At 71.5% G+C, this 21,545-nt stretch carries 23 protein-coding genes; 21 read left to right on the top strand and 2 right to left on the bottom strand.

Annotated features, from left to right (window positions below; genetic code table 11):
* The first annotated feature begins 73 nt into the window (after window positions 1-73).
* Together ffh and ftsH are read left to right on the top strand one after the other, a co-directional pair.
* Window positions 74-1,624, top strand: coding sequence for a signal recognition particle protein (gene ffh / locus IE275_RS25775; protein ID WP_189713791.1), 1,551 nt, complete (start codon window positions 74-76; stop codon window positions 1,622-1,624).
* A gap of 96 nt (window positions 1,625-1,720) precedes the next feature.
* On the top strand, window positions 1,721-3,655 hold the full coding sequence (ftsH, locus tag IE275_RS25770; protein WP_189713790.1) for an ATP-dependent zinc metalloprotease FtsH: 1,935 nt from the start codon (window positions 1,721-1,723) through the stop codon (window positions 3,653-3,655).
* A 21-nt stretch (window positions 3,656-3,676) separates the two neighbouring features.
* Here ftsH and IE275_RS25765 read toward each other — a convergent pair whose 3' ends face one another.
* Window positions 3,677-4,534 carry a class I SAM-dependent methyltransferase gene (locus IE275_RS25765; RefSeq protein WP_189713789.1) on the bottom strand — a complete coding sequence of 286 codons (858 nt, stop codon included), beginning with the start codon at window positions 4,532-4,534 and terminating at the stop codon, window positions 3,677-3,679.
* A gap of 200 nt (window positions 4,535-4,734) precedes the next feature.
* Between IE275_RS25765 and proS the strand changes: the two genes are divergently transcribed.
* The 18 genes from proS (at window position 4,735) to IE275_RS25675 (ending at window position 19,709) form a co-directional block, all read left to right on the top strand.
* Window positions 4,735-6,150 carry a proline--tRNA ligase gene (proS, locus tag IE275_RS25760; protein ID WP_189713788.1) on the top strand — a complete coding sequence of 472 codons (1,416 nt, stop codon included), beginning with the start codon at window positions 4,735-4,737 and terminating at the stop codon, window positions 6,148-6,150.
* A 260-nt stretch (window positions 6,151-6,410) separates the two neighbouring features.
* On the top strand, window positions 6,411-7,010 hold the full coding sequence (locus IE275_RS25755) for a hypothetical protein (RefSeq protein ID WP_189713787.1): 600 nt from the start codon (window positions 6,411-6,413) through the stop codon (window positions 7,008-7,010).
* Between the two features lie 372 nt (window positions 7,011-7,382).
* Window positions 7,383-7,811 (top strand): 30S ribosomal protein S16, encoded by a 429-nt coding sequence (gene rpsP / locus IE275_RS25750; RefSeq protein ID WP_189713786.1) that lies wholly within the window; start codon window positions 7,383-7,385, stop codon window positions 7,809-7,811.
* Window positions 7,812-7,813: 2 nt separating this feature from the next.
* Window positions 7,814-8,053 (top strand): RNA-binding protein, encoded by a 240-nt coding sequence (locus tag IE275_RS25745; protein ID WP_031107040.1) that lies wholly within the window; start codon window positions 7,814-7,816, stop codon window positions 8,051-8,053.
* Window positions 8,054-8,134: 81 nt separating this feature from the next.
* Entirely contained in the window at window positions 8,135-8,689 is a 555-nt protein-coding gene (rimM, locus tag IE275_RS25740) for a ribosome maturation factor RimM (protein WP_189713785.1), read from the top strand.
* The gene (gene trmD / locus IE275_RS25735) at window positions 8,689-9,522 is read left to right on the top strand and encodes a tRNA (guanosine(37)-N1)-methyltransferase TrmD (RefSeq protein ID WP_189713784.1); all 834 of its coding nucleotides are present in this window, start codon (window positions 8,689-8,691) and stop codon (window positions 9,520-9,522) included. The genes rimM and trmD overlap by 1 nt, the downstream gene beginning before the upstream one ends.
* Before the next feature lie 132 nt (window positions 9,523-9,654).
* Window positions 9,655-10,005, top strand: coding sequence for a 50S ribosomal protein L19 (gene rplS / locus IE275_RS25730; RefSeq protein WP_013000407.1), 351 nt, complete (start codon window positions 9,655-9,657; stop codon window positions 10,003-10,005).
* A gap of 45 nt (window positions 10,006-10,050) precedes the next feature.
* Window positions 10,051-10,785: a signal peptidase I gene (gene lepB, locus IE275_RS25725; protein WP_189713783.1), complete on the top strand. Its 735-nt coding sequence runs from the start codon at window positions 10,051-10,053 to the stop codon at window positions 10,783-10,785.
* On the top strand, window positions 10,778-11,872 hold the full coding sequence (gene lepB, locus IE275_RS25720; RefSeq protein WP_189713782.1) for a signal peptidase I: 1,095 nt from the start codon (window positions 10,778-10,780) through the stop codon (window positions 11,870-11,872). Before lepB (IE275_RS25725) ends, lepB (IE275_RS25720) begins: the two co-directional genes overlap by 8 nt.
* A complete protein-coding gene (gene lepB, locus IE275_RS25715) occupies window positions 11,763-12,740 on the top strand; it encodes a signal peptidase I (protein WP_189713781.1) in 978 nt (325 codons plus the stop codon). Before lepB (IE275_RS25720) ends, lepB (IE275_RS25715) begins: the two co-directional genes overlap by 110 nt.
* 100 nt (window positions 12,741-12,840) lie before the next feature.
* On the top strand, window positions 12,841-13,623 hold the full coding sequence (lepB, locus tag IE275_RS25710; protein WP_189713780.1) for a signal peptidase I: 783 nt from the start codon (window positions 12,841-12,843) through the stop codon (window positions 13,621-13,623).
* The gene (locus IE275_RS25705) at window positions 13,613-14,137 is read left to right on the top strand and encodes an NUDIX hydrolase (RefSeq protein ID WP_189713779.1); all 525 of its coding nucleotides are present in this window, start codon (window positions 13,613-13,615) and stop codon (window positions 14,135-14,137) included. The genes lepB (IE275_RS25710) and IE275_RS25705 overlap by 11 nt, the downstream gene beginning before the upstream one ends.
* 56 nt (window positions 14,138-14,193) lie before the next feature.
* Window positions 14,194-14,502 (top strand): DUF2469 domain-containing protein, encoded by a 309-nt coding sequence (locus tag IE275_RS25700; protein WP_005311352.1) that lies wholly within the window; start codon window positions 14,194-14,196, stop codon window positions 14,500-14,502.
* Window positions 14,503-14,651: 149 nt separating this feature from the next.
* Entirely contained in the window at window positions 14,652-15,053 is a 402-nt protein-coding gene (locus tag IE275_RS25695; protein ID WP_189713778.1) for a YraN family protein, read from the top strand.
* 1 nt (window position 15,054) lies between these two features.
* Complete coding sequence (locus IE275_RS25690) at window positions 15,055-16,680, top strand: YifB family Mg chelatase-like AAA ATPase (RefSeq protein ID WP_189713777.1); 1,626 nt, start codon at window positions 15,055-15,057, stop codon at window positions 16,678-16,680.
* Window positions 16,677-17,894, top strand: coding sequence for a DNA-processing protein DprA (dprA, locus tag IE275_RS25685; RefSeq protein ID WP_189713776.1), 1,218 nt, complete (start codon window positions 16,677-16,679; stop codon window positions 17,892-17,894). Before IE275_RS25690 ends, dprA begins: the two co-directional genes overlap by 4 nt.
* Window positions 17,895-18,179: 285 nt before the next feature.
* Window positions 18,180-19,022 (top strand): RNA polymerase sigma factor WhiG, encoded by an 843-nt coding sequence (gene whiG, locus IE275_RS25680; protein ID WP_189713775.1) that lies wholly within the window; start codon window positions 18,180-18,182, stop codon window positions 19,020-19,022.
* A 120-nt stretch (window positions 19,023-19,142) separates the two neighbouring features.
* Window positions 19,143-19,709, top strand: coding sequence for a TetR/AcrR family transcriptional regulator (locus IE275_RS25675; protein ID WP_189713840.1), 567 nt, complete (start codon window positions 19,143-19,145; stop codon window positions 19,707-19,709).
* A gap of 8 nt (window positions 19,710-19,717) precedes the next feature.
* Here IE275_RS25675 and IE275_RS25670 read toward each other — a convergent pair whose 3' ends face one another.
* Window positions 19,718-20,290, bottom strand: a complete 573-nt coding sequence (locus tag IE275_RS25670) for a murein hydrolase activator EnvC family protein (RefSeq protein WP_189713774.1) — start codon at window positions 20,288-20,290, stop codon at window positions 19,718-19,720.
* Between the two features lie 281 nt (window positions 20,291-20,571).
* Between IE275_RS25670 and rpsB the strand changes: the two genes are divergently transcribed.
* Window positions 20,572-21,492 (top strand): 30S ribosomal protein S2, encoded by a 921-nt coding sequence (gene rpsB / locus IE275_RS25665; RefSeq protein WP_189713773.1) that lies wholly within the window; start codon window positions 20,572-20,574, stop codon window positions 21,490-21,492.
* The last annotated feature ends 53 nt before the right edge of the window (window positions 21,493-21,545 follow it).

The following is a 21,545-nucleotide window of genomic DNA, read 5'->3' as shown; positions in this document are numbered from 1 at the left end:
GACCCGGTCCGCGCCCGTCGGGATACTCTGGAAGACGCTCATACCGCCCCCGACCCCGAGGACCGACGCCGCCGTGTTCGATACTCTCTCCGATCGCCTTTCAGCGACCTTCAAGAACTTGCGCGGCAAGGGGCGCTTGAGCGAAGCGGACATCGACGCCACGGCGCGCGAGATCCGCATCGCCCTCCTCGAGGCCGACGTGGCCCTGCCGGTCGTCCGGACGTTCATCAAGAACGTCAAGGAGCGGGCGATGGGCGCCGAGGTCTCCAAGGCGCTGAACCCCGCCCAGCAGGTCCTGAAGATCGTCAACGACGAGCTCGTCACCATCCTCGGTGGCGAGACCCGACGGCTGCGCTTCGCCAAGCAGCCGCCCACCGTGATCATGCTGGCCGGTCTCCAGGGTGCCGGTAAGACCACCCTCGCGGGCAAGCTCGGCCGCTGGCTGAAGGAGCAGGGCCACTCGCCGCTGCTCGTCGCCTGCGACCTCCAGCGCCCCAACGCCGTCAACCAGCTCAGCGTGGTCGCCGAGCGCGCCGGTGTCGCCGTCTACGCCCCGCAGCCGGGCAACGGCGTCGGCGACCCGGTCCAGGTCGCCAAGGACTCCGTCGAGTTCGCCAAGTCGCGGGTCCACGACATTGTGATCGTCGACACCGCCGGCCGTCTCGGCATCGACGCCGAGCTGATGCAGCAGGCCGCGGACATCCGCGACGCCGTCTCGCCCGACGAGATCCTCTTCGTCGTCGACGCGATGATCGGCCAGGACGCCGTCAACACCGCCGAGGCCTTCCGTGACGGCGTCGGCTTCGACGGCGTGGTGCTCTCCAAGCTCGACGGCGACGCCCGCGGTGGTGCCGCCCTGTCGATCCGGCAGATCACCGGCAAGCCGATCATGTTCGCCTCGAACGGCGAGAAGCTCGACGAGTTCGACGCCTTCCACCCGGACCGGATGGCCTCCCGCATCCTCGACATGGGTGACCTGCTCACCCTGATCGAGCAGGCGGAGAAGACGTTCAGTCAGGAAGAGGCCGAGAAGATGGCCTCCAAGCTGGCGTCCAAGAAGGGCCAGGACTTCACCCTGGACGACTTCCTGGCCCAGATGGAGCAGGTCCGCAAGATGGGCAGCATCAGCAAGCTGCTCGGCATGCTGCCCGGCATGGGGCAGATCAAGGACCAGATCGCCAACCTCGACGAGCGTGACGTCGACCGCACGGCCGCGATCATCAAGTCGATGACCCCGGGCGAGCGCCAGGACCCGACGATCATCAACGGCTCCCGCCGCTCCCGTATCGCCAAGGGCTCCGGCGTCGAGGTCAGCGCCGTGAAGGGCCTGGTCGAGCGGTTCTTCGAGGCCCGCAAGATGATGTCCCGCATGGCCCAGGGCGGCGGCATGCCCGGCATGCCGGGGATCCCGGGCATGGGCGGCGGCCCCGGCCGGCAGAAGAAGCAGCCGAAGCAGGCCAAGGGCAAGCAGCGCTCCGGCAACCCGATGAAGCGCAAGCAGCAGGAGCTGGAGGAGGCCCAGCGCCGCGAGGCCCAGGCCCAGGGCGGCAACGCGTTCGGTCTGCCGCAACAGGGCGGCCAGGACTTCGAGCTGCCCGACGAGTTCAAGAAGTTCATGGGCTGACGGCCCCTGCCGTCCAGGTCGCCGAGGGCGCCCTCCCCACGCGGGAGGGCGCCCTCAGCACGTGCCGAGGCCCGTTGAGTGCCGTAACGTCCAGATATGAGCAATGCCGCGCCACCCCGCAGGGCACCGGACCAGCCGTGGCGCTCGGAAGGCACCCCCGAGGAGCCGCCGCGGCGGCCCGGTGGCCGGAGAATGCGCGGCCGGTGGTGGGGCCTCGCCGTCACCGCGGTGATCGTCTTCCTGCTGGTCTACGTCGGGCTGAACTACCTCGGCCAGGGCAACGAGCCGACGATCTCGTACACGGAGTTCAGCCGGCAGGTCGACGAGGGGAACGTCGAGAAGATCTACTCCAAGGGCGACGCCATCCAGGGCCAGCTCAAGGAGGCCCGGGACGATCCCGACGGCGACGGCGAGTACACCAAGTTCAAGACACAGCGTCCGGCCTTCGCGGACGACGATCTCTGGCAGAGCCTGGACCGCCGCGACGTCACCGTGACCGCGCAACCGGTCGTGCAGCAGCGCGGACTGGTGTCCAACCTGCTGCTCTCGCTGGTGCCGATCGTGATCCTGGTCGCGGTGTGGATCTTCTTCGCGCGGCGGATCGGCGGCGGCATGGGCGGCGCGGGCGGGATGCTCGGCCGCAAGGCGCCGCCCAAACCGGTCGAGCTGCGCCCCGGCACCCAGCGCACCACCTTCGCCGACGTCGCCGGGATCGACGAGGTCAAGGGCGAGCTGGACGACGTCGTCGACTTCCTGGAGCACCCGGACCTCTACCGCAGGATGGGCGCCAAGATGCCGCGCGGGGTGCTGCTGGCAGGCTCACCGGGCACCGGCAAGACCTTGCTGGCACGGGCCGTGGCGGGCGAGGCCGGCGTGCCGTTCTTCTCCGCCTCCGCCTCCGAGTTCATCGAGATGATCGTCGGCGTCGGCGCCTCCCGGGTCCGGGAGCTGTTCGCCGAGGCCCGCAAGGTGGCCCCGTCGATCATCTTCATCGACGAGATCGACACCATCGGGCGCGTCCGCAGCACGGGCGCCTCTGTCAGCGGTCACGACGAGCGCGAGCAGACGCTGAACCAGATCCTCACCGAGATGGACGGCTTCTCCGGCTCGGAGGGCGTCATCGTCATCGCGGCCACGAACCGTGCCGACATCCTCGACCCGGCGCTGACCCGGCCCGGCCGCTTCGACCGGGTGGTCAACGTCTCCCCGCCGGACCGCGGCGGACGCGAGGCGATCCTGCGGATCCACACCCGCGAGATCCCGCTCTCCGACGACGTGGACCTGGTCCAGGTGGCCCGGACGACCCCGGGCATGACCGGCGCCGATCTGGCCAACCTCGCCAACGAGGCCGCCCTGCTCGCCGTCAAGCGGGGGCAGGAACAGGTGACCGCGTCCGATCTCTCGGAGGCCCTGGAGAAGGTGCAGCTCGGCGCCGAACGCACGCTCGTGATGCCCGAGGAGGACCGCAGGCGCACCGCGTACCACGAGAGCGGCCACGCCCTCCTCGGCATGCTCCAGGCCGGCGCCGACCCCGTCCGCAAGATCACCATCGTGCCGCGCGGCCGGGCGCTCGGCGTGACGCTGTCCACCCCCGAGGTGGAGCGGTACGCGCACTCCGAGGAGTACCTGCGCGGCCGCATCATCGGCGCCCTCGGCGGGATGGCCGCCGAACAGGTGATCTACGGCGTCGTCACCACGGGTGCGGAGAACGACCTCGAACAGGTCAGCAACATCGCGCGCGGGATGGTGGCGCGCTGGGGCATGAGCCCGCGGGTCGGCCGCCTCTCCGCCCTGCCCAGCGACGCCCAGCAGGCCTACGGCCTCGCCGCCGCGCCCGCCACCCTCGACGCCATCGACCACGAGATGCGCCGGATCGTCGACGAGTGCTACGAGGAGGCGTGCCTCAAGCTCCGCGACCACCGCGGCCAACTGGACGCCCTCGCCCAGGCCCTGCTGGAGAACGAGACGCTGGAGGAGGCGGCGGCGTACCGCATCGCGGGGATCAGCCGGCTGACCAAGAAGGAGCCCTGACCCCGCCCGGAGAGCCCGCGCTCAGCGGGTCCGGGCGATCAGGTACCGGAACACGTTCGGCATCCACACCGTGCCGTCCGCCCGCCGGTACGGGTGGAGCGCCTCCGTCATCTCCTTCTCGACCTGTGCCTGGTCCGTCGCCGCGACCGCCGCGTCGAACAGGCCCGTGGAGAGCAGGCCCTTGAGGGCGCTGTCCACGTCGGCGTACCCGAACGGGCAGGCCACCCGCCCCGAGCCGTCGGGCCGCAGCCCGGTCCGCCGGGCGACGTCCTCCAGGTCGTCGCGGAGCGCGGGCCGCAGCCGGACCGTGCCGCGGTCCTGGTCCGCCAGCCGGGCCGCGACCCGCAGCACCGCCGAGGTGGCGCAGCGCTCGGGCGGACCCCAGCCGACGAGCACCACGGGCGCGCCGCGCCGGGCGAGCGGTGTCGCGGCCGTCAGCAGTTCGGCCAGTTCCTCCGCGTCGCCCGCCACGCGCCCGATCGGCTCGAAGGCGGTCACCAGGGTGTACGCGGGCGTCCGCGCGCCGGCCGGCTCCGCGGGCAGCCGGTCGGTGAGCCGGATGTCCGCACGCGTCTGCGCCCCCCAGGTCTCCCGGAGCAGCCGCTCGCGTGCGAGGGCCAGCCGCGCGGGGGAGGAGGCCTCGACACCGGTGAGGGCCGCGCCTCTGGAGGCCGCCATCACCAGGGCGAGCCCGGAACCGCAGCCGAGGGAGAGGAGCCGGGTGCCGGACCCCACGTCCAGTCGCCCGTAGACCGCCTCGTAGAGCGGAACCAGCATCCGTTCCTGGATCTCGGACCAGTCACGCGCGCGTGCACCCAGATCCGCGCGGGGCACCGGCCCCGCGTGAGGCAGGTGCTGCCGCACGAGCACAGGTGTCATGAAAAAGCGCCCCAATCCGCCGAGAGTGTGCCGCTGTACCCGATCAGGTGGCCCCCGTGCGGTGCGCTCGCACCGCCCCCGTATGCCAGGTAACTCCCCGTCTGCGGCCGCGTCCAGGGGTTGCGGAGCCCGGCTTGTGGACGGCATGTGCCTGTGGCGAGAATTCACATTCCGGCAACGTGGGCCCGTACCATCGCGCCATGGCGAAGGCACCCGTTCTCACCCCGCGCGCGGTCGACTTTCCGCGCTGGTACCAGGATCTGGTCAGCAAGGCCGAACTGGCCGACAACGGTCCGGTGCGCGGCACGATGGTGATCCGACCGTACGGCTACGGGCTGTGGGAGCGGATGCAGGCGGAGATGGACGCCCGCATCAAGGAGACGGGCACCCAGAACGCGTACTTCCCGCTGCTGATCCCGCAGTCGTACCTCACCCGTGAGGCCGACCACGTCGAGGGCTTCGCGCCGGAGCTGGCCGTCGTCACGCACGGCGGCGGCAAGGAACTGGAGGAGCCCGCGGTCGTCCGCCCCACCTCCGAGATGATCATCAACGACTACTTCTCGAAGTGGGTGCAGAGCTACCGCGATCTGCCCCTGCTCATCAACCAGTGGGCCAACGTGGTCCGTTGGGAACTGCGTCCCCGGCTGTTCCTGCGCACCTCCGAGTTCCTCTGGCAGGAGGGGCACACCGCGCACGCCACCTACGAGGACGCCCGCGACTTCGCCGCGCACATCCACCGCCAGGTCTACGAGGACTTCATGCTGAACGTCCTCGCGATGGACGTCGTCCCCGGCCGCAAGACCGTCAAGGAGCGGTTCGCCGGAGCCGTCAACACCCTCACCCTCGAAGGGATGATGGGCGACGGCAAGGCCCTCCAGATGGCCACCAGCCATGAGCTGGGCCAGAACTTCGCGAAGGCGTTCAACACCTCGTACCTGTCGAAGGACGGCACCCAGGAGCTGGTCTGGCAGACCTCCTGGGGCTCGACGACCCGCATGATCGGCGCCCTGGTGATGATGCACGGCGACGACGACGGTCTGCGCGTGCCGCCGCGGCTGGCGCAGATCCAGGCCGTCGTCCTCGCGATCAAGGGCGACGAGGCGGTTCTGGCCAAGGTCCGCGAGCTGGGCGACCGGCTGAAGGCGGCGGGTGTCCGCGTCCAGGTCGACGACCGCACCGACGTGCCCTTCGGGCGGCGCGCCGTCGACTGGGAGCTCAAGGGCGTGCCCGTGCGCATCGAGATCGGGCCCCGTGACCTGGAGAACGGCACGGCGATGCTGGCCCGCCGGATCCCGGGAGGCAAGGAGCCGATGCCGCTCGACACGCTGGTGGACCTGCTGCCGGGCATCCTCGAGGAGGACCAGGCGCTGCTGCTGCGGCAGTCCCGCGAGCGCCGGGAGTCCCGTACGACGGACGTGTCCACGTTCGACGAGGCCGTCGAGGCGGCCGTCGCCGGCGGCTGGGCGCGCATTCCGTGGGCGACCCTCGGCGTGGCGGGCGAGGCCGCGCTGGCCGAGCATTCCGTGACCGTACGGTGTCTGGTCGCCGAGGACGGGTCGGTGCCGGACGACGGGGACGCGCCCGGTAACGTCGCGATCGTCGCGCGCGCTTACTGAGGCGGGGCCCTCCGCCGAGAGAGCGACCGAAACACCTCTTGCGCCTCTGCCGAACTTCCCTACCCCGGCGCGCGGACATCGTCTACGCGCCGGGGCGTACGTGGGACTACGCACCAGCTTGGGATGAGCTGTGAGGCTTCTCCGCAGATCAGCGCACCCGCCCTCGTCTCCACGCATCAGCGGCAACTGACGGGTACGTGCAAATTATTTGGGATGGCCCGGAATAGGAACACAGGGGCACCCCCGCTCGTTGTCATTACGTGAGCACGACACAGACACCACCTGTTCTCGCCGCAGAGCTGGCACAGGCGTGGGCCGATATTCAGCGGTACCACCCCGAGCTGCCGGACCTTGCCGCGCCAGAGTCCCTGATCGGGGAGTCGTCGTCCGCCTGCGGTCACGAGCTCTCCTTCGAGCGACTGCTCCATGAGGCAGTCCATGGCATCGCCGCCTCCCGCGGCGTCCGCGACACCTCCCGCGCCGGCCGATACCACAACCGCAGATTCCTCGCGATCGCCGAGGAGCTGGGCCTGGACCACCCGGAGGAACCGCACCCGAGCAGCGGTTTCTCCCTGGTCACGCTCAACCCCGAGGCCAAACGCCGCTACCGTCCGACGATCGAGCGCCTCCAGCGGGCCCTGAAGGCGCACACGGCGGCCACCTCCGCCGACAGCACCACCCGCACCTTCCGCGGTCCGGCGGCCCGCCACGGCTCCTCCGGCGGCGGGGTGCGCGTCAAGGCCGTCTGCGACTGCGGTCGCAACGTCCGGGTGGTCCCGTCGGTCCTGGCCCAGGCCCCGATCGTGTGCGGCGGCTGCGGCAAGCCGTTCCGCATCCCGGAGATCGCCGGCGCGGCGTAACCGACGAGCGCTGGGCACCGGCATCTCGTGGCTGCCGGTCGACGGCGAGGACGCGGGGCGGCCGCGCTCCGCGGGCGGCGGTGCCGCGGCACCGCACCCGTCCCGTGGAAGGCGGCGCCCCGCGGCGCCGGACCGCGCATCCGACGCGCCGTGGCGCGGCGCCGGGTGCCTCCGAGGTGTGCCCGAGCCCCTTCACCCCGCCCTCGGCCGAGGGCGACCCGCAGGGTGTGGCACAATGGCTAGCTGTACTCGACAGCCGCACAGGACCCCTCTCTCCTCCGGCTGACGCGTCCATCGGGCACTCGGGTACCGCAACCCCACGCGGCAATCTCGCCGTGCCCAAACACGTCAACTCCAGGAGAGTCCACTCCAGTGGCAGTCAAGATCAAGCTGAAGCGTCTGGGCAAGATCCGTGCGCCTCACTACCGCATCGTCGTCGCCGACTCCCGCACCCGCCGTGACGGCCGTGCGATCGAGGAGATCGGCAAGTACCACCCGACCTACAACCCGTCGGTCATGGAGGTGGACGCCGATCGTGTGGCGTACTGGCTGGGTGTCGGCGCGCAGCCGACCGAGCCCGTGCTCGCCATTCTGAAGAAGACCGGCGACTGGCAGAAGTTCAAGGGCGAGCCCGCCCCGGCTCCGCTGCTCGTCGCCGAGCCGAAGAAGGCGCGCCCGTCGTTCGAAGCCCTCGGTGGCGACGACTCGGGCAAGGGTGAGGCGATCACCCAGAAGAAGAAGGCTGAGAAGAAGGACGAGGCTGCGGCCGAGTCGTCTTCGTCTGAGTCGACCGAGGCCTGAGCATGCTCGAGGAGGCTCTCGAGCACCTCGTGAAGGGCATCGTCGACAACCCCGACGACGTGCAGGTCGCCTCCCGCAACCTGCGCCGCGGGCAGGTGCTCGAGGTCCGGGTCCACCCGGACGACCTCGGTAAGGTGATCGGCCGCAACGGCCGCACCGCACGCGCCCTGCGGACCGTCGTGGGCGCCATCGGCGGCCGGGGCATCCGTGTCGACCTCGTCGACGTGGACCACGTCCGCTGACGCTTGTTGCAACCGGCTCGGGCCGGGGAGGGCCACTGGGCCGTCCCCGGCCCGTAGTCGTATGACAGGAGATCAAGCACAGTGCAGCTGGTAGTCGCACGGATCGGCCGCGCCCACGGCATCAAGGGCGAGGTCACCGTCGAGGTACGTACCGACGAACCGGAGCTCAGGCTCGCGCCGGGCGCCGTACTCGCCACCGATCCCGCCACCGCGGGACCGCTCACCATCGAGACCGGCCGGGTCCACAGCGGCCGTCTCCTCCTGCGTTTCGAGGGCGTCGCCGACCGCAACGGCGCCGAGGCCCTGCGCAACATCCTCCTGATCGCCGACGTCGACCCGGAGGAGCTGCCCGAGGAGGAGGACGAGTACTACGACCACCAGCTCATGGACCTGGACGTGGTGACCGCGGACGGCGTCGAGGTGGGCCGGATCACCGAGATCTCGCACCTGCCCTCCCAGGACCTCTTCATCGTCGAGCGTCCGGACGGCACCGAGGTGATGATCCCGTTCGTCTCGGAGATCGTCGCCGAGATCGACCTGGAGGAGCAGCGGGCGGTCATCACCCCGCCGCCGGGCCTGATCGACGACCGCGCCGAGGTCGTGTCCTCCCGGGACTCGGGCGAGGACGCCTCCTGATGCGCCTCGACGTCGTCACGATCTTCCCCGAGTACCTCGACCCGCTGAACGTCTCCCTCGTCGGCAAGGCACGCGCGCGTGGACAGCTGAACGTGCACGTGCACGACCTGCGGGAGTGGACCTACGACCGCCACAACACGGTCGACGACACCCCGTACGGCGGCGGCCCCGGCATGGTCATGAAGACCGAGCCCTGGGGCGACGCCCTGGACTCCGTCCTCGCCGACGGCTACGAGACCGGGGCGCACCGGCCCGCGCTGATCGTCCCGACCCCCAGCGGCCGCCCCTTCACCCAGGAACTCGCCGTCGAGCTCTCCGAGCGCCCCTGGCTGATCTTCACGCCGGCCCGCTACGAGGGCATCGACCGGCGGGTCGTCGACGAGTACGCCGGCCGGATCCCGGTCTACGAGGTCTCCATCGGCGACTACGTCCTCGCCGGCGGCGAGGCGGCCGTGCTCGTCGTCACGGAAGCCGTGGCGCGGCTGCTGCCCGGAGTGCTCGGCAACGCCGAGTCCCACCGCGACGACTCCTTCGCGCCCGGCGCCATGGCGAGCCTCCTGGAGGGGCCCGTCTACACCAAGCCGCCCGAGTGGCGCGGCAGGGACATCCCCGAGGTGCTGCTCAGCGGCCACCACGGCAAGATCGCCCGCTGGCGCCGCGACGAGGCCCTGCGCCGTACGACGGCCAACCGGCCCGACCTGATCGAGCGCTGTGAGCCCAAGGCCTTCGACAAGAAGGACCGCGAGATGCTCTCCATCCTCGGCTGGGCGCCCGACCCGGGCGGCGAGCCGTACGGTCGATTTTGGCGCAGGACCGAAGGCATGGAAGAATAAGCCGCTGTTGTGCGCCGTCCGGTGTGCGCCCCTGCCACAGGGGGACACGACGCCCGCCCCGACGGGCACAGCGGACCCCCTGAAACCTAGTTCCGCTGATGACCTGTGGCATCGGCGAAGAAAGCAGACGAAATGTCTCACCTGCTCGACTCCGTCGACTCCGCGTCGCTGCGCAGCGACATCCCGGCCTTCCGCCCGGGTGACACCGTCAACGTCCACGTCCGCGTCATCGAGGGCAACCGCTCCCGTGTGCAGCAGTTCAAGGGCGTAGTCATCCGCCGCCAGGGCGCCGGTGTCCGCGAGACCTTCACGGTCCGCAAGGTCTCCTTCTCCGTCGGCGTCGAGCGCACCTTCCCGGTGCACACCCCGATCGTCGAGAAGATCGAGCTCGTCACCCGCGGTGACGTGCGTCGCGCGAAGCTGTACTACCTGCGCGAGCTCCGCGGCAAGGCCGCGAAGATCAAGGAGAAGCGCGACAACTGAGCTCACTCGGAGATCCACAGAGGGGCCGGATAGCATCTGGCCCCGATGGACACCGAAGCTCAGCCGACGACGGAGCGCGACCGCTCCTCCCGCCCTTCCGTACCCGCGGCGGCCTCCCTCGACGAGGCCCCGCACACGGAGGGACCGGAGGGACGGTCGCGTTTCGCGTTGGTGGCGTGGATCACGAAGTGGCTCCCCGGTGGCCGGACCAGCCTCACTCTGCTCATCTGCCTGCTGTTTTTGCTGGTCCTCAACGCTTTCGTGGTGCAACCCTTCCAGATTCCCAGCGGATCCATGGAAAACGGATTGAGGATCGGCGACCGCGTTCTCGTAAATAAGTTGGCGTACCGTTTCGGTGCCGGACCGCGGCGCGGCGATGTCGTCGTGTTCGACGGCACCGGGTACTTCGGGAACGCCGACTACATCAAACGCGTCGTGGGTGTAGGGGGAGACCACGTGGTCTGCTGTGACAAGGAGGGGAGGATCAGCGTGAACGGCCGGTCGGTCGACGAGTCCACGTTCCTGTATCCGGGCGACAGCCCGTCCTCGGTGGACTTCGACGTGGTCGTGCCCGAGGACACCCTGTTCGTCCTCGGCGACCATCGCAGCTCCTCCAGCGACTCCCGCGACCATCTGGGCTCCCCGGGCGGCGGCATGATCCCGGTCGGCGACGTGATCGGCCGCGCCGACTGGATCGTCTGGCCCTTCGCACACATCGGGCGTCAGGGCCGCCCGAGCGCCTACGCGCGCGTGCCCGGCGCGGACGGCGCCCATGGGTAACCGCGGCAAGCCGCGCGGCGTCCCCAGCTCCCCCGCGGACCAGCTCCTGCCCACCGGCGCCCGGCGTGCCTCCAGCCCGTCCGGCGGCCGCTCACGCTCGGAGCGGCGCCAGCTCCAGCGGAAGGTCAAACGCAAGCGCAGGCGTTCGGCCGTCCGGGAGATACCGCTGCTGGTCGGTGTCGCCGTCCTGATAGCCCTGGTCCTGAAGACCTTCCTCGTGCAGGCCTTCGTGATCCCGTCCGGCTCCATGGAGCAGACGATCCAGATCGGCGACCGTGTCCTGGTCGACAAGTTCACCCCGTGGTTCGGCTCCAAGCCGCAGCGCGGAGACGTCGTCGTCTTCAAGGACCCCGGAGGCTGGCTCGCGGACGAGCAGACCACCACGAAGAAGGACGACCCCGTGGTCGTCAAGCAGGTCAAGGAAGGGCTCACCTTCATCGGTCTGCTGCCGTCCGACAACGAGAAGGACCTGATCAAGCGGGTCGTCGGAGTGGGCGGCGACCGCGTCAAGTGCTGTGACACGCAGGGGCGGGTCACCGTCAACGGCGTTCCCCTGGACGAGGGAACCTATCTCTACCCCGGGAACGCGCCCTCCGACGCCGCCTTCGACATCACCGTCCCCCAGGGCCGGCTGTGGGTGATGGGCGACCACCGGGCCAACTCGGCGGACTCCCGCGCCCACCAGGACACCGACTACGGCGGCACCGTCTCCGAGGACGAGGTCGTCGGGCGCGCCATGGTCATCGCCTGGCCCATGGGGCACTGGAACCGTCTCAAGGAACCGCAAACTTTCTCCTCGGTCACCGGCTCGGCCGTCACGGCGACCGCGGCCGCCCAGCCGTCGCATAGGGTTGCCCCGGACGATCCGAACGGAACGATCCGGCAACTCCCGAGCCCTGCGGAACTCCCGCTCGTTATGGGAGTGGTGGGCCTGCGCCGTACATGGGGCAGGCGGCGGCACAGAGTGAGGAGTTGGCGTGGGGGATGTGGCGGTTGGCGCACGGTCCGGACACGACGGCGAGGAGCACCGCGGACGTCCGGTGGCGGCCGACCCGGCCGCGGACGGCGCCGTGACCTCCGGGAGTGACCCGATGGCGGGCGGCGACGGTCCGCCCGCGGACGAGCCCCCGCGGACCGGTGGCGAGGGAACGGGCGGTGCGGCCCCGAAGCCGAAGAAGCCGCGCTCCTTCTGGAAGGAGCTGCCGATCCTGATCGGTATCGCGCTGGTGCTCGCGCTGCTGATCAAGACGTTCCTGGTGCAGGCGTTCTCGATCCCGTCCGCCTCGATGGAGAACACCCTCAAGGAGGGTGACCGGGTCCTCGTCGACAAGCTGACGCCGTGGTTCGGCTCCGAGCCCGAGCGCGGCGAGGTCGTCGTCTTCCACGACCCGGACAACTGGCTGGCCGGCGAGGCCACCACCGACCCCAACGCCTTCCAGACCTTCCTCAGCTGGATCGGCCTGATGCCGTCCGCCGAGGAGAAGGACCTGATCAAGCGGGTCGTCGGCGTCGGCGGCGACACCGTCACCTGTAAGGGCACCGGGCCGCTGACGGTCAACGGCAAGGCGCTGAACGAGCCGTACGTGTACCCCGGCAACACCCCGTGCAGCCAGGACGACCAGGGCGGCCAGTTCTCGGTGAAGGTCCCCAAGGGCTACATCTGGGTGATGGGCGACCACCGCCAGAACTCGCGGGACTCGCGCTACAACCAGTCGGACAAGCACCACGGCATGGTCCCCGTCGACCAGGTCGTCGGCCGTGCCATCGTCAAGGCCTGGCCGATCAACCGCTGGGGCACCCTGCCGGTTCCGGACACCTTCGACCAGGACGGTCTGAACACCCAGTCGTCCGCCTCGACGGCCCTGACGGTCGCCCCGCAGGGCCTCGCCCTCGCCGGGGCCGTCCCGGTCGTCCTGTGGCGCCGCCGGCGCCAGGAGTCGTCCGACACCCGCTGACCTCGCCGCCCCGGGTCCGTAAACCCTTTCCCAAGCTTGTGGCCCTGGCCGGGGAGGAAGGGCTGACCCCGTTCGGTACCGCCGGGTAGGGTGCGGACCCATGGGTGGCGAGAGCACGACGCGTACGGCCCCGCACAGCGGCGGTGGCACCAGCAGTGGCCCGGTGGGCAGCCGGACCGGACAGCGTCTGTCCGGACTGGCCGTCGCGCTGGGCCTCGTGCTGTTCCTGGGCGGATTCGTCTGGGCGGCCCTGGTCTACCGGCCGTACACCGTCCCCACCAGTTCCATGGCGCCGACGATCGGCGCCGGTTCCCGGGTGCTCGCCCAGCGGGTGGACGGCGACGAGGTGCGCCGCGGTGACGTCGTCGTGTTCAAGGACGAGACCTGGGTCAGCGGCTCCGCCGTGGTCAAGCGGGTGGTCGCGGTCGGCGGCGACACCGTCGCCTGCTGCACCGAGGGCAAGCTGACCGTCAACGGCAAGGAGATCGACGAACCGTATCTGCCCGCGGGCAGCCTCGCCGAGATCAAGGGCTTCCCGACCGTGACGGTCCCCGAGGGCCGGCTGTTCCTGCTCGGCGACGAACGCCAGGGCTCGCTGGACTCCACCGCCCACCTCACCGACGCGGCCGGCGGCACGGTGGCGCGCAGCGCGGTCACGGCGCGGGTGGACGCCGTCGTCTGGCCGTGGGACGGCATGCTCGGGCGTCCCACCGGGTTCGAGGAACTCGGGGCACTCTCCCAGCCCGGTCCGCTGCGGACGATCCTGTGGATGGTCGTCGGCGGCGCGGTGCTGGTCCTGGGCGGAGGCGCTTACGGACCGATCGCCCAGCGGGCGGCCCGCCGCGGCGCCCGCACCCGGCCGGAGCCCGCCGGTGCCCGCTGAGGCCACGGACGCGGGTCCCGACACCTACGAGGGCGGACTGCGCAAGGTCGCCCGGGTGGTGCTGCTCGACCCCGAGGACCGCATCCTGCTGCTCCACGGCCATGAGCCGGACGACCGGGCCGACGACTGGTGGTTCACACCCGGCGGCGGAGTCGAGGGCGACGAGACACGTGAGCAGGCGGCCCTGCGGGAACTCGCCGAGGAGACCGGCATCACCGACGTCGACCTGGGCCCGGTGCTGTGGCGGCGGAGATGCTCCTTCCCCTTCGCCGGCCGCCGCTGGGACCAGGACGAGTGGTACTACCTGGCACGTACGACCGTGACGGCTACGCGGGCCACGGCCCTCACGGAGCTGGAGCGGCGCAGCGTCGCCGGAGCGCGCTGGTGGACGTGTCAGGAACTGACCCGGTCGCATGAGACGGTGTATCCGACCAGACTCGCCGAGCTGCTGGGAAGGCTGCTCGACGACGGTCCCCCGGCCCGGCCCGTAACCCTTGACACGGAAATCGTCTAGGGGCCCACGGGACTGGCGCACAATGGGGGGATCGCACGGCTGAAGGGGAACATGCCATGAGCGCCGAGGACCTCGAGAAGTACGAGACCGAGATGGAGCTGAAGCTCTACCGGGAGTACCGCGATGTCGTCGGTCTGTTCAAATACGTGATCGAGACCGAGCGACGGTTCTACCTGACCAACGACTACGAGATGCAGGTGCACTCGGTCCAGGGCGAGGTGTTCTTCGAGGTGTCGATGGCGGACGCCTGGGTCTGGGACATGTACCGGCCGGCCCGGTTCGTGAAGCAGGTGCGAGTGCTCACGTTCAAGGACGTGAACATCGAGGAGCTGAACAAGAGCGATCTGGAGCTGCCGGGCAGCTGAGTCGGCCGGGTCCCGCTGCGGTGGGGCTGCGGTGGGCCGGTGCGGGCTGCCGTGGGGCCGGTGGGAGCTGCCGTGGGGCCGGTGTGGGTGACGGAGTTGTCCACAGCCTGTGACTTGTCCACCAAGATCCTTCCGGTGGTGGCGGATGCGTGAGCGTGGGTGCCGGAGGTGGTGCCGACATGAACGCGGATCTGGCACGTGGTGCACTCGGCAGGTACGGCGAGGGACTGGCCGCCCGACGGCTGGCCGACGCCGGGATGACGGTCCTGGAGCGCAACTGGCGCTGTGGCAGGACCGGTGAGATCGACATCGTCGCGCGGGACGGGGACGTCCTGGTCGTCTGCGAGGTCAAGACCCGCCGGGGCGGTGGCTTCCAGCACCCGATGGCGGCGCTGACGCCCCGGAAGGCGGAGCGCCTGCGCGGCCTCGCCGAGCGATGGATCCAGACGCACGGCGGAGCCCCGCCGGGCGGCGTCCGCATCGACCTGATCGGGGTCGTCCTGCCCCGCCGCGGAGCGGCCGTCGTGGAGCACGCGCGGGGGGTGGCCTGAGATGGGCTTCGCACGGACGTGCTCGGTGGCGCTGGTCGGCGTCGAGGGGGTCGTGGTCGAGGTCCAGGCCGACCTGGAGCCGGGAGTGGCGGCCTTCACGCTGGTGGGGCTGCCGGACAAGTCCCTGACCGAGAGCCGGGACCGGGTGCGGGCGGCCGTGGTGAACTCCGGTGGCGAGTGGCCGCAGAAGAAGCTCACCGTCGGACTCAGCCCGGCGTCGGTGCCCAAGGCCGGCAGCGGTTTCGATCTCGCCATCGCCTGTGCGGTGCTGGGCGCGGCGGAACGGATCGACCCGCGGGTGCTCGCCGACCTCGTGATGATCGGCGAGCTGGGCCTGGACGGACGGGTGCGGCCGGTCCGCGGAATCCTGCCCGCGGTGATCGCCGCAGCGGACGCGGGCTACGACCAGGTGGTCGTGCCCGAGTGCTCCGCCGCCGAGGCCTCGCTGGTCCCGGGTGTCTCCGTCCTCGGGGTGCGCAGTCTCCGGCAGCTGATCGCGGTCCTCGCGGACGAACCCGTGCCCGAGGAGGAACCGGACGACCTGGGCCGCCCGGACCCGCTCCTGGCCGGCCTGAGGATGCCCGGCACCGGCGCCGCCGACGCGATGCACAGCATCGGCGCCGCCCAGCACGACCAGGGGCACGACCTCGCGGACGTGGTCGGGCAGCGCTCGGCGCGCACCGCTGTGGAAGTGGCGGCGGCCGGCGGACATCACCTCTTCCTCGAAGGTCCGCCGGGCGCGGGCAAGACCATGCTCGCGGAGCGGCTGCCGGCCGTCCTGCCCCGGCTGACCAGGGTGGACTCGCTGGAGGTCACGGCGGTGCACTCGGTGGCCGGGCTGCTGCCCCCGGGCAAGCCGCTGATCGACATCGCCCCCTACTGCGCCCCGCACCACTCGGCGACCATGCAGTCGCTGGTCGGGGGCGGCCCGGGGATCGCGCGGCCCGGTGCCGTCTCGCTGGCGCATCGCGGCGTGCTGTTCCTGGACGAGGCGCCCGAGTTCAGCGGCCAGACCCTCGACGCGCTGCGGCAGCCGCTGGAGGCGGGGCATGTGGTGATCGCGCGCAGCGCGGGCGTCGTGCGGTTCCCGGCGCGGTTCCTGATGGTGCTGGCGGCCAACCCCTGCCCCTGCGGCCGCTTCTCGCTGCGGGACAGCCAGTGCGAGTGCCCGCCGTCGGCGATCCGCCGCTATCAGGCCCGGCTCTCCGGACCGCTGCTCGACCGGGTCGATCTGCGGGTCGAGGTGGACGCGGTCGGCCGCGCGGAACTCGCCCACCGCGGCCCGGGAGGCGACTCCACGGCGACCGTCGCCGACCGGGTCCGGGCCGCCCGGGAACGCGCGGCCGCCAGGCTGGCGGGAACCCCGTGGCGCACCAACAGCGAGGTGCCGGGACGGGAACTGCGCAACCGCTGGCACGCGGCGGCCGGCGCCATGGACGAGGCCGAGCGCAGTCTGGAACGGGGGGTGCTGACCGCGCGGGGACTCGACCGCGTGCTGCGCGTCGCCTGGACCGTCGCCGATCTCGTCGGTCACGACCGGCCGGGTGTCATGGATGTCGCCCTGGCCCTGCAACTGCGCACGGGAGTGCCGCGCGGCGTCCCGATGGCCCTCGGGGCCCTCGCATGAGCGGGCCGGGCGAGCAAGGCGGGCCGGGCGGGCAAGGCGGGCCGGGCGGGCAGGGCGGGCTTGGAGAGCCGGGTGCCGACCGGCTCGCCCGGGCCCTCCTCTCCCGGGTCGTCGAGCCGGGGGACGAGGCCGGCGGACGGTGGGTGCGGGAGCGGGGGGCGGTCGAGGTGGCGCGGTGGCTGCGGAGCCGCGAGGACATGCTGCCCGGGGTGTCCCCGCGCCGGTGGGGCGGGCTGACCGCGCGGGCCGCGCGGGCCGATCCCGAGCGGGACCTCGCGGTCGCGGCGGAGGCCGGGGTGCGGTTCGTGTGCCCGGGCGACGCCGAATGGCCCGGCACGCTGGACGACCTGGGGGACGCCCGGCCGCTCGGGCTGTGGCTGCGGGGGCGCCCCGATCTGCGGATGTGGGCGCTGCGGTCCGTCGCCGTCGTCGGCGCCCGCGCCTGCACCGAGTACGGCGCCCACATGGCCGCCACCCTCGCGGCGGGCCTCGCCGAGCGGGGCTGGGTGGTCGTCTCCGGCGGGGCCTACGGGATCGACGGCGCCGCCCATCGCGGGGCGCTCGGGGCCGGCGGCGCCACCGTCGCCGTCCTCGCCTGCGGGGTCGACCGGCCCTATCCGCGCGGCCACACGGAGTTGATCAACAGAATCGCTGAACAGGGCCTGGTGGTGGGGGAGTTGCCGCCCGGCGACCATCCGACGCCGAGCAGATTCGTCCTGCGCAACCGGGTGATCGCCGCGCTCACCCGGGGCACGGTCGTCGTCGAGGCCGCGTACCGCAGCGGCTCGCTGGTCACCGCGCGGGCGGCGCAGCGGCTGGGCCGGCACGCCATGGGCGTACCGGGGCCCGCCACCAGCGGGCTCTCCGCCGGGGTGCACGAACTGCTGCGCGGGGAGGGGGTCGTGCTGGTCACCGACGCCGCGGAGGTCGTCGAGCTCGTCGGGGACATGGGGGAGCTGGCCCCGGACCGGCGCGGGCCGGTGTTCCCGCGCGACCTGCTGGAGCCGGGCGCCCGGCGTGTTCTCGCCGCGCTCCCCGGGCGCCGGTCCGCGCCGGCCGACGAGGTGGCCCGCGAGGCGGGGACCACCGCGGACGACGCGCTCGCGAGGCTGTACGAACTCGGAGCACTCGGTTACGTCGAACGACTCGGCGACGGCTGGAAGTTGACACGCCAGGCGATGGTCTCCGTTCGAGTGGGCGGGCACCCCCGTTGACCGACGGTGTTCGGCCGTCCGGGGGAACGCCTAAGCCCTGGGGAATTCCCCCGAGTTGACGCTCCCCCGGGATCACGCGGAGCGACGGCCGTGCCCCGGTGGAGCGTCCAGCGGAACGTATCTGCGCACAGGTCCGGTCATGCCCTTCGCACACCGCGACACTCCAGTCACGCTACGCTCACGAGGATTCCGGTACAGACCGGCAGCAGCCCGACTTCAGGCAAGCAGAGCACCCAGGCACCCCCGACTCCACGTACTTCACGGCAGAACGGCACAAGGCGACGTATGCCCCAGCACACCTCCGGGTCCGACCGGGCGGCGGTCCCCCCAGCCGCCCGCGACGGTGGCGGCGTGCGCCCGCCCGCTCCCTCGACGCTCGACGAGCTGTGGCGGTCGTACAAGACGACGGGTGACGAGCGGCTGCGGGAGCAGCTGATCCTGCACTACTCGCCGCTGGTGAAGTACGTGGCGGGGCGCGTCAGCGTCGGGCTGCCGCCCAATGTGGAGCAGGCCGACTTCGTCTCCTCCGGGGTCTTCGGGCTGATCGACGCGATCGAGAAGTTCGACATCGACCGGGAGATCAAGTTCGAGACGTACGCGATCACCCGGATCCGGGGCGCGATGATCGACGAGCTGCGCGCGCTGGACTGGATCCCGCGGTCCGTGCGTCAGAAGGCGCGCAATGTGGAGCGGGCGTACGCGACGCTGGAGGCGCGGCTGCGGCGGACGCCGTCGGAGTGCGAGGTGGCCGCCGAGATGGGCATCGCCGTCGACGATCTCCACGCCGTGTTCAGCCAGTTGTCGCTGGCCAACGTGGTGGCCCTGGAGGAGCTGCTGCACGTCGGCGGGGAGGGCGGGGACCGGCTGAGCCTGATGGACACGCTGGAGGACACCGCCGCCGACAACCCCGTGGAGGTCGCCGAGGACCGGGAGCTGCGGCGGTTCCTGGCGCGGGCGATCAACACGCTGCCCGACCGGGAGAAGACCGTCGTCACGCTGTACTACTACGAGGGGCTGACACTCGCCGAGATCGGGAACGTGCTGGGCGTCACCGAGAGCCGGGTCAGCCAGATCCACACCAAGTCCGTGCTCCAGCTGCGCGCGAAACTGGCCGGCTTCGGGCGCTGACTCCGGGCACCTGCCCCGGGCCGGCGCCGGCCGCGAGCGGGGCGCGTCGACGCGAGTCCCTCCCGCTGGGGAACGACCGTCCGTAAAGTGGTCGACGTGCCAAGGATTCGAGCGGCCTCCGTGGCCGAGCACCGGACGATGCAGCGTGCCGCCCTGCTGGACGCCGCACGCTCCCTGCTGTCCGAGGGCGGGACGGAGGCGCTGACCTTCCCCGCGCTCGCCGAGCGGACGGGGCTCGCGCGTTCCTCCGTCTACGAGTACTTCCGGTCACGGGCGGCCGTGGTCGAGGAGCTGTGCGAGGTCGACTTCCCCGTCTGGGCGGCGGAGGTCGAGTCCGCGATGGCCGCGTCCGACGGGGCCGAGGCCAAGGTCGAGACGTACGTACGGCGGCAGCTGGCGCTGGTGGGGGACCGGCGCCACCGTGCCGTCGTGGCGATCTCCGCGAGCGAACTGGACGCGGGGGCGCGGGAGAAGATCCGCGCGGCGCACGGCGGGCTCGTCGCGATGATCGTCGAGGCCCTGGGCGAGCTGGGGCACGCGGAGCCCCGGATGGCCGCGATGCTGGTGCAGGGGGTCGTCGACGCGGCCGTGCGCAGGATCGAGCTCGGAGCGGCGGAGGAGCCGGACGCGATCACCGACGCGGCGGTCTCCATGGTGCTGCGAGGGGTCCTGGGCCAGGCCCGCTGAGGAGGCCCTCAGGACGGCAGCGGTACACCCCGTACCGGCAGCAGCCGCGAGGGTCCGCTGCGCAGGAGCCACGGCGGCATCAGCGTCAAGGGATCCAGATAGGTCCGGTCCCTGCGCAGGCCCCAGTGCACGCACGGCACCCCGCAGTGGGCGCCCGCCGGTTCCACCGTGCCGACCACCTGGCCCGGGGCCACCTCGTCGCCCTTCGTGACCAGCGGGCGTACCGGCTCGTAGGTCGTCCTGAGGTCCGTGCCGGTCAGCGCCACGGAGATCACCCCCCGGCCGGCCACCCGCCCGGCGTACGACACCCGGCCCGCCGCCACCGCACGGACCGGTGCGCCGGGGAACGCCGCCAGGTCCACGCCCCGGTGGCCCCGGGCGTACGCCGTCGGCGGGGGTTCCCAGCCGCGCACCACCACCGGGCGCGTTCCCACCGGCCAGGTCCGGCCGATCCCGGGGACGGACGGAGCCGGGGGGCCGGTGGCCGACGCCGGCGCGGCCGGGTCCGCCCGGGCCGCCGAGGCGAGCACCGTGAGCGACAGGAACAGCACCAGGCCACCGAGGTATCGCTTCGTGTCCATGGGGCAACCGTCCCGTGAACGCGACGATCATGGCCGGGAGCTGTGGACAACCCCCGGCTTGTGGAGAGCGGCGTCACCCGGTGCCTCGCGGGTCCCGTACACTTCTTCTGGCGATCCGGGTCACCGGGTCGACTTCGCACGCCCCGGTATCGGGGGCCGGCCACGGTCGGTCTTCCGGTATCCGCGCCCCTCGGTCCTTCGTGGCTCGGCGCACCGCGGGCGTCAGGCGCGGGAGCCGTCCGGCATCCGCGGCACAACCGAGAAATTCAAGGAGAACGGCCATGGCCGTCGTCACGATGCGGGAGCTGCTGGAAAGCGGCGTCCACTTCGGTCACCAGACCCGTCGCTGGAACCCGAAGATGAAGCGCTTCATCTTCACCGAGCGCAACGGCATCTACATCATCGACCTGCTCCAGTCGCTGTCGTACATCGACCGCGCCTTCGAGTTCGTCAAGGAGACCGTCGCCCACGGCGGCACGGTCATGTTCGTCGGCACGAAGAAGCAGGCGCAGGAGGCCATCGCCGAGCAGGCCACCCGCGTCGGCATGCCCTACGTCAACCAGCGCTGGCTGGGCGGCATGCTCACCAACTTCTCGACCGTCTACAAGCGCCTTCAGCGCCTGAAGGAGCTCGAGCTCATCGACTTCGAGGACGTCGCCGCGTCCGGTCTCACCAAGAAGGAGCTTCTCGTGCTCTCGCGCGAGAAGGCCAAGCTGGAGAAGACCCTCGGTGGTATCCGCGAGATGTCCAAGGTTCCCAGCGCCGTCTGGATCGTGGACACCAAGAAGGAGCACATCGCGGTCGGCGAGGCCCGGAAGCTGAACATCCCGGTCGTCGCCATCCTCGACACCAACTGCGACCCCGACGAGGTCGACTACAAGATCCCGGGTAACGACGACGCGATCCGCTCCGTCACCCTGCTCACCCGCGTGATCGCCGACGCCGTCGCCGAGGGCCTCATCTCCCGTTCCGGTGTCGCCACCGGTGCCAAGGGTGAGAAGGCCGCCGGCGAGCCGCTCGCCGAGTGGGAGCGCGACCTGCTCGAGGGTGAGAAGAAGGCCGACGAGGCTCCCGCCGCCGAGGCCCCGGCCGCCGAGGCCACCGAGGCTCCGGTCGCCGAGACCCCGGCTGCCGACGAGGCCCCCGCCGCCGAGGCCACCGAGGCCACCGAGGCCCCGGCCACGGACGCCGAGCAGGCCTGACCGTCCCGACAGCGTCGACGGCGGGGGCGGTGACGTGAAGTCCGCCCCCGCCG

This window comes from Streptomyces phaeofaciens, assembly GCF_014648915.1.
GTDB classification, from domain to species: Bacteria; Actinomycetota; Actinomycetes; order Streptomycetales; family Streptomycetaceae; genus Streptomyces; species Streptomyces phaeofaciens.
This window is presented reverse-complemented; position numbering and strand designations above follow the sequence as displayed.

Bases quoted from the DNA above. Each gene is read 5' to 3' on its own strand.
- IE275_RS25765 (WP_189713789.1), bottom strand. From the start codon at position 4,534: ATGACACCTGTGCTCGTGCGGCAGCACCTGCCTCACGCGGGGCCGGTG.
- IE275_RS25690 (WP_189713777.1), top strand. From the start codon at position 15,055: ATGGGCTTCGCACGGACGTGCTCGGTGGCGCTGGTCGGCGTCGAGGGG.
- lepB (WP_189713780.1), top strand. From the start codon at position 12,841: ATGGGTGGCGAGAGCACGACGCGTACGGCCCCGCACAGCGGCGGTGGC.
- lepB (WP_189713782.1), top strand. From the start codon at position 10,778: ATGGGTAACCGCGGCAAGCCGCGCGGCGTCCCCAGCTCCCCCGCGGAC.
- IE275_RS25700 (WP_005311352.1), top strand. From the start codon at position 14,194: ATGAGCGCCGAGGACCTCGAGAAGTACGAGACCGAGATGGAGCTGAAG.
- rplS (WP_013000407.1), top strand. From the start codon at position 9,655: ATGTCTCACCTGCTCGACTCCGTCGACTCCGCGTCGCTGCGCAGCGAC.
- lepB (WP_189713783.1), top strand. From the start codon at position 10,051: ATGGACACCGAAGCTCAGCCGACGACGGAGCGCGACCGCTCCTCCCGC.
- whiG (WP_189713775.1), top strand. From the start codon at position 18,180: ATGCCCCAGCACACCTCCGGGTCCGACCGGGCGGCGGTCCCCCCAGCC.
- rpsB (WP_189713773.1), top strand. From the start codon at position 20,572: ATGGCCGTCGTCACGATGCGGGAGCTGCTGGAAAGCGGCGTCCACTTC.
- dprA (WP_189713776.1), top strand. From the start codon at position 16,677: ATGAGCGGGCCGGGCGAGCAAGGCGGGCCGGGCGGGCAAGGCGGGCCG.
- IE275_RS25745 (WP_031107040.1), top strand. From the start codon at position 7,814: ATGCTCGAGGAGGCTCTCGAGCACCTCGTGAAGGGCATCGTCGACAAC.
- IE275_RS25670 (WP_189713774.1), bottom strand. From the start codon at position 20,290: ATGGACACGAAGCGATACCTCGGTGGCCTGGTGCTGTTCCTGTCGCTC.
- proS (WP_189713788.1), top strand. From the start codon at position 4,735: ATGGCGAAGGCACCCGTTCTCACCCCGCGCGCGGTCGACTTTCCGCGC.
- trmD (WP_189713784.1), top strand. From the start codon at position 8,689: ATGCGCCTCGACGTCGTCACGATCTTCCCCGAGTACCTCGACCCGCTG.
- ftsH (WP_189713790.1), top strand. From the start codon at position 1,721: ATGAGCAATGCCGCGCCACCCCGCAGGGCACCGGACCAGCCGTGGCGC.